The sequence below is a fragment of the Bradyrhizobium sp. SUTN9-2 genome, from assembly GCF_003122645.1.
GTDB classification, from domain to species: Bacteria; Pseudomonadota; Alphaproteobacteria; order Rhizobiales; family Xanthobacteraceae; genus Bradyrhizobium; species Bradyrhizobium yuanmingense.
The window spans coordinates 4,602-12,226 of the sequence record NZ_LAXE01000001.1 but is presented as its reverse complement, the minus strand read 5'-3'; the positions used below and the strand labels follow the sequence as shown (position 1 = coordinate 12,226).

Annotated in this window: 4 protein-coding genes and 1 pseudogene; 3 read left to right on the top strand and 2 right to left on the bottom strand. The window is 58.6% G+C overall.

Features of this window, described 5'->3' with window-relative positions:
• The first annotated feature begins 529 nt into the window (after positions 1–529).
• Both XF30_RS00050 and XF30_RS00035 read left to right on the top strand, forming a co-directional pair.
• A complete protein-coding gene (locus tag XF30_RS00050) occupies positions 530–1,627 on the top strand; it encodes an ISAs1 family transposase (protein WP_109141574.1) in 1,098 nt (365 codons plus the stop codon).
• Between the two features lie 1,163 nt (positions 1,628–2,790).
• Positions 2,791–3,087 (top strand): annotated as a pseudogene (locus tag XF30_RS00035) (DUF3892 domain-containing protein).
• Positions 3,088–4,712: 1,625 nt separating this feature from the next.
• Here XF30_RS00035 and XF30_RS00025 read toward each other — a convergent pair.
• Positions 4,713–5,003, bottom strand: coding sequence for a hypothetical protein (locus XF30_RS00025; protein ID WP_146207638.1), 291 nt, complete (start codon positions 5,001–5,003; stop codon positions 4,713–4,715).
• Between the two features lie 604 nt (positions 5,004–5,607).
• The gene (locus XF30_RS00015) at positions 5,608–6,765 is read right to left on the bottom strand and encodes an HlyD family secretion protein (RefSeq protein WP_158284317.1); all 1,158 of its coding nucleotides are present in this window, start codon (positions 6,763–6,765) and stop codon (positions 5,608–5,610) included.
• Positions 6,766–7,356: 591 nt separating this feature from the next.
• Between XF30_RS00015 and XF30_RS38815 the strand changes: the two genes are divergently transcribed.
• On the top strand, positions 7,357–7,625 hold a 269-nt coding region (locus XF30_RS38815; RefSeq protein WP_204524486.1), incomplete at its 3' end, for a hypothetical protein.

Sequence of the window (7,625 nt, the reverse complement as noted above, 5' to 3'; positions counted from 1 at the left end):
TACGGGAAGAAGCCAAGCGGGCGCCGCTATTGGCGCTTCCGGATCATATCGCCCAGTATTGCACTCAAAGACTATGAATTAAGAACGGAGATCCCAATGACGTTCCCCAGCGCGTGCAGGGGGGCAATAGAGAGGGCGCGGCAACGCGGTTCGGCTCAAATCGTGCTGCTACCGTGAGGGACCCTGACGAGTTTGACGATCGAACGCATGTTTTCCCGAGGGCGGAGACGGAACAAGAGCTTGGGATCACGGTCATAATGGAAAAGTGGATCGTCTCCCAATCCGTCATCAATCCAGCCGTTGACTCTAACGAGAGAGAAAAGACTGGCTAGCAGCTAGGCGACATCTCGCTCTCGACACTCGATCTCGCCGATTGCAGCCGCTATCCCTCGTGAATAAGGGAAGCGACCAAGGCCCGGCAGTTAGTCTCCCCGGTCACAGCAGGGGAATCGCATATGGATTTTTCTGGCCTATTGCATTGGAGAGCAAGAGAGATTCTGAACGACTCCCGAATCATGGAGGGGGTCGGATGCGCAGATTTACGAAGGCTTTTCGTCGGTTGCCGGACCCGCGCGCGGCCAATGCCAGGCACGATCTTCTGGAGGTGATCGCGCTGGCGGCGACGCTGTGCGGAGCGGAGTCGTGCTCGGACATGGCGGACTTCGGAGAGGCGAAGGAAGAGCTGTTGCGGCTTTTCCTGCGCCTGGAGCATGGCGTGCCGAGCCACGACACGTTCAGCCGCGTGTTCCGCCTGCTCAAGCCGGAGGCCTTCGAGAAGACAGTCCGTCGCTTCATGGCGGCCTTCGCCAAGGCCAATGGGCTCAAACTCACGGGGGTGGTGGCCGTCGATGGCAAGGCGCTGCGCGGCGCCTACGAACGCGGCGGGAAGGCCACGCCGCTGCATCTGGTCAACGTCTTCGCGGTGGAAGCCCGCATGGCCTTGGCCCAGCAGAAAGCGCCCGGTCGCAACGAGACGGCCGGCGCCTTGGAGGTGCTGGAGCTTCTCGGTCTGGAGGGCTGTATCGTCACTGCCGATGCGCTGCACTGCAGCCGCGCCTTTGCCAGTACCGTGCTGCAGCGAGGCGGCGATCATGCACTTGTGGTCAAGGCCAACCGTGGCCCCTTGTTCAAAGCGGTTATGCAGCAGTTTGTGCGATCGGGCAGCCGCAGCAGTGCTGCACGGCTCGAGCCTTCCAGCCACGATCGGCGCGAAGCGCCGCAGGCCACCGTCATGCGCAACACCAGCCTGGCGAGACACCTCCGCTTTCCTGGAGTTGTCGCAGTGGGGCGCGTTACCTCGCGCAGGCGCCTGCGAGGCAAGCCAGCCGATACGCCAGTCGTCCGCTACTATCTCCTCTCCAAATACATCTCCCCCAAACGGCTGCTGCACGTCACCCGCAGCCATTGGGGCATCGAGAACCAACTCCATTGGGTGCTCGACGTTCATTTCGCCGAGGATGGCAATCGTGCCCGAAAGGACAACGCCCCCGAGAACCTCGCCATCCTGCGCAGGCTTGCCCTCAACATCCTGCGATCTCATCCGGACAGCGCTTCGATCCGACGCAAAATCAAGCGCTCCGGCTGGGACGATGCCTTCCTCCTCAGCATGCTCGGCCATATGCGATAGCCCTGCCGGTCACAGCAACAGTCCAGCCCTATCACTACAAGGCGCTGCTCCTTCCGAGCCCACCAAATTCGGTAGTTGAGGCGACCGCGGCAGATTTGCAGAGTAAGGCCATCTGTCGATCACAGGGGCGAGGCCGGAGCAAACTTTATGGCTGGCGTTCAATACTTCGTGTCGCGCCATAAAGGCCGGTGGAAGGTTGCGCTTAATTTTGAGTACTCCGGCCCCTACGCCACTGAGGAAGAGGCGACCGCGTCGCCGTCGACGCCGCGGCAGGGCACGTCGCTCAGGTTCTCGTTCAAAGGGAAACCACCAATTTAAAGCGTTGTCATAGGAATCTCCGACGCTGCTGACAGACGGCTCGACGCCAGCCTCAGCCAGGCGCTCGGTGTACTTGATGGATACGTACGTTAAAGTGCTGGTCAAGAAAGCTGACGTTTCATCGAAATGACCTTGGCTTGGCTACCCTACAGGACATGAATTACCGGAGAGCTGCCTAGTCGAACTCCTTCGCCGCTGATGTTCACGAGTTTAAGTCAGGCCTTGTTGACCAGACCGTCGCCGAAGACCGGGGCTGACCGCCTTTGTCCCCGAGAGAGTCGTGCGGCACCCAACCCTCCCACTCTAGAAGCGCGCGTATGCGTGCAGCGATCCGCCGCGCGTCGTTCGGCCTAAGATTGGGCTTCACGCTGTCGAGGATGCCTAACACTGCCCGAGCCTCCTCGGCATCAAATGTCGCGACTTGGCGATCTGCCAGGCTCAAAGACTGATCGGCCGCCCGGGCCTGATTGGCTGCAAGCACCTCAAGCGCTTGCGACTGTAGGGCCGTGATGTGCCGCTCGAATATATGCATCCTTTGGCCCCATGGTTGGGAGTTAGCGGCCACGTGGCTCGGCGCTCAATCTGAGAGAAGAAGAAGCGCTGTCCCTACCACGCGCGCCGCTAACTCCACCGCCAGCTTCGGGGAGGGAAGAAGGCTGTCGGTAGGATACATCCACCGCAAAAAGCCGTGGCACAACTACCAGAACTGGTTGCCGCATCACAGTCACGGTCGCCTGGCAATGGGGGCGCGACTCGGCGCCGAGAAGGATGCAAGGCACCTACCAGGATTGGTCGGCACACTAACCCACGGCCGAGGTCCACACTGAGGCTCTTTATTCTTGCAGATGGGAGAGACCCGAGTGACCAGCCGCATACGAATTCAATGCATCAACAAGACTGACAGGCAGAACCCTCACGAGCGAATCAAAAACGTTGGCGGAGTAAACCCGGACGGGTCTAGGTGGAAGCAATCCGTCGATCACACGATCAAAGAAATCGAAAACGGTGTATGGGAGTTCTATGTCGAGGAAAAGCGCACGGCCGATGTGATTGTGGCCGTCCACAACGGGCACAAGTAAATCAAGACGAAGGCCGATGGCATTCAACCGGACAATTTGCTTTCACTCCCTGAGTGCCCCTAATTGTCGCAAGGATAAAGTTCATTGGCGATCCGGCTGATCAGTAGTATAATTTTGATAGAGCGCCTCCCGAGAGTCACTTGAAAAGGTTGGACGTGTACGCTCCTATCTGCCAGCCTTCCGTTCTGAGGCCAGCCAGTCTGGGAGCGGATCGCTCGATGCGGTCTCCCCGGTAGGCAGACCGGACGCCCGGTCCAGATACCAATCAATCGCCTTGCGATCCCAACGCTGAGTGCCGGGGATAGCCTCCGGTACCAAGCCCTTAACGCGTCCTTGGAGCACCCGCAATAGGCGGCTGCGTTGGCCTTAGTGAGGCCCCGAGGTGCGATCTGATCGGCGCGTAGTATCCGCTCCGAACGTCTCAGCTCTGCGGGCGAAGGTTTGTCACGCTGATGATCACCGTCCATTTGGACCTATGGTAGAAGTTAGCGGCAACGTGACTCGGCGCCCGAGCTGGAATTAGAGGCGCTGTCCCTACCACGCCCCGCCAACTTCAACATGGCCAGCGTCAAGCGACTGAAGCTGACGACGGAAAGTATCGTCCGGGAAAGCCCGTGGCGCAACTACCAGGACTGGTCGCCGCCAGGCGCTTGGGCGATCAGTCTCAGCGACCGGAAGCAACGCGGGCACGGCTCGGCGCCAGGTCAGGATAAGAATCGGGCGTTGTCCCTACCGCGCACGCGCTGCAATTGAGATTAGCGGTGACGTGACTCGGCGCTCTAGCCCCCTCGCGTACACCGGGGCACGCGCTGTCCCTGCCACGCGCCGCTAAGCTCAATGGCTGAGTATTCGGGCTAGCTTTCCAAAAGCTGACAAAGATCCGCGCGGAAAATTTACAAACGAAAAGCGGCCCGCTTGGGCCGTTCCAAAGCTCAATCTGTTGTGGGCAATCATGCAGCCACGCAAAGACGCTCGCTAGACTGTAAGGCCGTGCGACTTCATGGCCGTCAAGCTTAATGGGGTGATCTTCGATAAGATAGAATTGCCCATCGGCTGTTCTGACCATCCGATCTCTTAGCTCAAACCACACGCCCGTCGGCCACCTTTTGTAGGATAGTCGCGTCGCGAAATGGACCGCTTCAGCAATGTCCCGCGCGCGCAAATGCCTTAAAGGCTTAGCCTTTGGTGCCATGATTTCCTCGTCGGCTCAAAAGCCGCGCGGATGCGACTCGGCGCCTTTATCGGCTGGGGGGCTTAGATAGAGGCGCTATCCCTGCCGCATCCGCACTGCCCCGTGAAGTTAGCCCCTCGGATCATAAAGGCTAACCCACACCCTGCTTTCCCGTGAACCTTAACCCGCTGGGAGCTGAAGTGCGGTTTAGCGAGAAAGCCGCCGTGCGTGGCCTACCTAAATTGATAGGCCAGACTGAGCGACTTAACGCCGCTCAGCCTGCCAGTATTCAGCCTCGGTCTTTTGCAGATCGATCAGGCCGCAGACAAAAGGCGTTCGGCCCGCTTACGATCAGCGGCAGCCGCACCACGACGGCGGGTCGGATTGGCGCTCAGCCAATCTATTGCACGCTTACGGCTGATTGGCGTCACGATTTCAGGCACTCGCGGCTCCCACGTCTCTTCGACCAAATAGACTCGCCCGCCCGACCAACCGATTTGTTCGGCCTAGAAGGTTCTTAGTGTTGTTTGAGAGTGTAGGGGCGACGGCGCGTGCGGGAGGCCCATCTATATTGGTCCCAAAGCCGTTGAGCTATGCTCTGGTGCGTGAAGACGCGTTCCCCGCTCTCTTCGATCACCAGCTCGCGAGTAAGCCACTCTAAACGCAGCTCGGCCTCCAACGCGCATTTGCCGTCGCAGATAGCCGCCGCGACGACTTCAATCTGTTCTTCGATAAGATCCCGGAGGACTTGGATGCGGGGTAATGCGTCCATTGTGCTGCTCTCCGGCTGAGAAAAATGGCGGGCCATTTTACGCTCTAAGTTCCGGCTGGCACCTACCAGAATTGGTCGGCCGCCGAAGGGCGCCGCGCCCGCTCTGAACCTTTGATCCCACCTTGCTCATTCGATCAGGCTTTCTGGTCGGATACCGTGCTTGACATCAGGCTTCGGAAGCCGACCAGCTACTTAGGTTGTCAAGCGACGTCCGGATTTAACCCCGTAGCGACATGAAGAAGTGACCCCCTTGTTTGTTTTGGCGGATGTGGAGCAAGCCGCTCGCGGAGCGCGCCCCCATAGCGCCGTAGCGAGCGAGCGGCTTGCTTCAGGGCTTTTTCTCCGATTTAGCTTCTGGCGCGGCGGCCTTCTGCAAAAGCCCGCTACGACAGAAAGCATCGTCAGAGCTTCGAGGATGGCGAATCCCAACTGAACAGCGCGTCCGCAGTCCAGTCGAGCGGCGCCAACGTTTCGGTGAAGCGCCAAGCCATATAACGCCAAGACAGTAGGGCAGCCGTCGCCAGGAGAAGAGCGCGCCAATACCACTTCATCGGATTGAGAAACGGAAAGACGGTAAGCCAAAGCCCAATTATGAGGGCGACGCCTGCGAAGGCAGCAACGAGTGGCGACACCAGAAGCATCAGAGCCCGTGCCGCGTTATAAAGCGACGGAATTGTGCGATTGGGCCAGCTGTGAAGATCACGCGTCCAGTGCGTCCAATCCCGCAGCCGAGATCTGCATCTCCCGCAAGATCTGGAACTGTCACAGTGACATCAAAGCGCTGGAGATGTTGCGCACTTGGACCCACAGCAAGATTGTTGTAGAGTGAGGCCGCACCGGATCCGCCAAGGCGGGTTATGGTTCCATTGAAAATACGATCATCTCGAAACAACCGAAATTGCGCGGCCGTTCCCACCGAGAGACCGTCGTAGAGAGATTCGCTGACGCCCGCGGTGACGATCAGGGTAGGGCAGTCAACGATCTTGACGAGATCCTGGCCGCGCCGGGCGTATTGGCCATCGTCTATTAGTATGTCCCAGACCAGACCAACGACGCTGGCATTAAGGGTAGCGAAGCTCAAATTATTGACACGAAGACGCTCGGCATCGACTTGCCGGTCGAGCTGTACAATACGTGCTTTCATCTGCTCCTTGTCGACATTCAGCTCGGCCAACCGCTGCTCGAGCTCTCGGATACGTTGGGCCGAGGAGGGAGCGTCGTTATAGGACTCCCCGATGAAGACGCCCTCGCGAGCGGACGTAAGTTCCGTCTCCAAATATTTCACCCGCTGCTGCGTACTCTCCAGCTCTTGCTGCGCGACGTCGTAAGTTGCACGAGCGCGATCCAAATTCGCCGCCGTCTGTACACCACGCGTGCTTAGTTCGTTTGCTCGCTTGAATTCTGCGTCCGCTTGACGAAGGCGTGTGGCCGCAGCGTCCTGAGCTGCTTTCGTTTCGGCAATTCGAGCCTCAATCTGCCGAACCCTTCCGCGCTGGTAATCAGTTGATTGAACATCGAAGCGAGACCTGGATGCGGACAAGGCCTCTCGCTGGCCAACGAGACGGTTGAGCTCGATCTGCTGGTTCGTGCGATCGCGATCAAGCTCAAGAAGCCTCGCGGTATCGAAGCGTTGGTCGTTGATTTCTGCTATGAGCTCGCCGGGACTAATGCGCGCGCCGATGCTCTTTACGGCAAGGGTTACCTTTCCTTCGATCGGGGCGCGAACGATGTAGAGCCGCGCATTGAGTGTAGCATCCGCCGATGTTCCAGCGTGGTGCTCACCGATAATAACGTACAATCCCACTGCCAACAGGGCCAAGCCGACGATTGCACGTACGAGCCTCATAACTCCCGACTGCATTTATGACGGGAGGGTCGCGCAGCGTATTACTGAGCAGCTACGGCCCAATCGTTTTCGCCTTAGCGACCCTCCGCGGCTTTTGATTGCCAAGTCCGGTGCCGCTCGGATGCAAGTGTTAGCGGGTCAGGCGTCATGATCAGACTAACAGGCTGGTAAAGAAGAGCTTCGTGATCTCAGCGGCAGGAGGATCCGTATCGTCAGAAGTGCAAACGGTCATGAATTCATTCCTGCAGTTCCAGCAGCGCCAGAGATCTTGGACCCCCCGCGCACCGATGCGTTCATGCCACTCGAGGTGGACCAATGCAGAGCCACATTGAGGGCAGTTTTTGTGACGTGCTATTGAGACCGACTCCATGTGGCAGCTCGTGTCATTGCGTCAAAAGGCCACAGCCGAAGAAGCGTTAGCGTAGCCGCCGCTTCGTGGCGGCTGCGGTAGATGGACCTCTCTGTTCAAATCCTGTGCCAACCGCGACAGCTTGATCAGTAAGGGATAATTTTTCAAGGAAGTGTACCAAACCTGACAAGGTCATGTTCGAACGTAATGTCGCAAATCGGACTAAGTCTCGTTTTGGAAGCCTTGGGGGATCGTTTGGTGCTGAGCAATGCGGCCTGGGAGGTTTGGCTGATCATAAACGGCCTGATCAGGAGGGTGCGGATTCCGATGATCTCGCCCGGGTGTACCGATTTGATCTCGCCCGGGGCGCGAGGCGTTCTGGCTGTTTGGTTTCTGGCATCGGTGAAGCCGCGGGGTCAACCTTGAATCGCGGCTTGAGGCCCTTCTTCGTCTGCTGTTGGTC